This is a genomic window from Legionella drozanskii LLAP-1, assembly GCF_001467585.1.
GTDB classification, from domain to species: Bacteria; Pseudomonadota; Gammaproteobacteria; order Legionellales; family Legionellaceae; genus Tatlockia; species Tatlockia drozanskii.
The window spans coordinates 1-1942 of the sequence record NZ_LNXY01000019.1 but is presented as its reverse complement, the minus strand read 5'-3'; the positions used below and the strand labels follow the sequence as shown (position 1 = coordinate 1942).

Sequence of the window (1942 nt, the reverse complement as noted above, 5' to 3'; positions counted from 1 at the left end):
TCCTCCAAGGCAAAAATTGGCTCTAGCGGCCTAATCCTCTACTTTTAGATTCAGTTAAAAATGGGGGGATTACCATTGTTATTAAAAGTATGATCTCTTTAAAAAACAACCTTTGTAAAAACTTTTTAAAATTCCGTTCTTATCGCGATATTGTACAGCCATACTGTTGTTTTCTGTTCCAGGCCAGCCTTCCCACCCGTTTTCCCCTATGAACCTGTCTTTTCCAACATTATGGTACTTAGTTGAAGATACAACTCTTTTATTATTGTCATAAACGAAAATTGAACCATTAAAATCTAGGACTAAAAAATAAATTTGGTCGTCTTCCTCTTTGCACAGGTATGTTTTTTGGAAAAACTCTTGCCATAAGAAATTTGCTACTATCAAAAAAATCCCAAACGTAGTAACAGTTTTTACATATTTTAGGATCATTCCATTCCTGAAAGCCTCCCTAAGGGTAATATTTTTTACTGGATCCGAGGCCTTACATATTATATCAATCCAATGCGTTGTTTTGACGACAAATAAGAAAATCAAAAATAATATGGCAAAAGTGATAATAAAAATTAATACACTACCGAAAAATCCGCTTAAAAATGGTAAATTGGAATCAACGACATAAGATAAAGAATAAATAAGAGTAATTAAAGATAATATAATACCCAACATTATTACTACCAACCCTATAGTAGATAACATAATAATTAGCCCAGATAATTCAAAGTATATATGAATTGATTAAAATATTTTGTATTGGTTGATAGCTTAAGTCGAGTAACCACCCTTCATTGCTGAAGGGCAGTCCTCTAAGAACGCAGCATGCGACTTTCACCGCACTGCGCTCAAGCCCTCATAAGGCTGAATAACTTTCAACCCGGCATACTTTGAGTTTTCAGTAACGTTTTCCCTGGTTTTGCGCTCTTTTGCTCTTTTCTGGAAGTATTCCTTGAATTGAGGGTCAAAAGGATTCGCATTGGCCAGAATTTTCCTGTGCCGTCGGATGAGTGTCTCTGATGCATTCTTCAGATAGAGTTGCTTTTTGTTGCCTTCTTTATCTTTGATTGTGCAGTAGAAACGCCAACGATCTAGGCCTACTTGAGTATAGTATCGACGGATAATCCATCGTTTACCTTTGCGCGGGTGCCTTTTTAAACCCCAGCGCTTAAGTGCCAAGAAAATTTCTGAGTCAATTTTGGAAAATATTCGAGAGGACACTGACCCTCTATAATAATTTGTCCATCCGGTTATCTTCTGATTCAACCGATAGATTAACTGATCGGTTGGTAGTGCCGCACCTTTCTTAATGATCTCCTTGATTTCCCCTAGAAATGACTTTACATTGGCTTTGGATGGTTTTATTAACAGTTTTCCATTCCCATACTTTCGTACATTAAAGCCAAGGAAGTTAAATCCTTCTTCTATTGGGGTAACCCGTGTTTTCTCTTTTGAAAGCTCCAGGCCAACATCACCTAGTGCTTCTACTAAGATAGGAATTACTTGGGGGTAAGACGGGATACGTGTGCGAATAGGTCACTTCCAGGTTTCAATGCCATTAAAACCCTTGCTGTATATGTGTTGTAGGCTTTGTTAATAGAAAATAGTTGTATATCCAAAAAGACACTAATTTTCTTTATTTTTGTTCGGTTTTAGTACGATTAATATCAACTAATTTAGTAATTAAACAAATTGATAGATTTTCAATAAAAACAACTTATTGCCCATGCACAGCAGGGGTTATAGGCCGTTTGAAATTTGAAAAGTCCTATTTTGCCACGTATCCTTACTTCCCCCCTAGCCAATAAATCGATTTTTTTATTGGCTATTAAATTTTGTATAACCTTATGTAAATTTAGACATTCTTTGTCATAATAAAATTCATATTTTCCAATCAAATTGATATGTTGCCAGGCTACGGGAGATAATCGAATAATTTTCAACCATT

Annotated in this window: 3 protein-coding genes; all 3 read right to left on the bottom strand. The window is 35.6% G+C overall.

The window, feature by feature from the left end; translation table 11 throughout:
• Positions 1–81: 81 nt before the first annotated feature.
• A complete protein-coding gene (locus tag Ldro_RS04320) occupies positions 82–699 on the bottom strand; it encodes a hypothetical protein (RefSeq protein WP_058495194.1) in 618 nt (205 codons plus the stop codon).
• A 129-nt stretch (positions 700–828) separates the two neighbouring features.
• A complete protein-coding gene (locus Ldro_RS16000; protein ID WP_274519107.1) occupies positions 829–1359 on the bottom strand; it encodes a group II intron maturase-specific domain-containing protein in 531 nt (176 codons plus the stop codon).
• Between the two features lie 338 nt (positions 1360–1697).
• Positions 1698–1942: hypothetical protein (locus Ldro_RS16725; protein ID WP_238583962.1), on the bottom strand; the 245-nt coding region annotated here is incomplete at its 5' end.

Excerpts from the sequence above, each read along its gene's own strand:
- Ldro_RS04320 (WP_058495194.1), bottom strand. The coding sequence starts at position 699 with ATGTTATCTACTATAGGGTTGGTAGTAATAATGTTGGGTATTATATTA.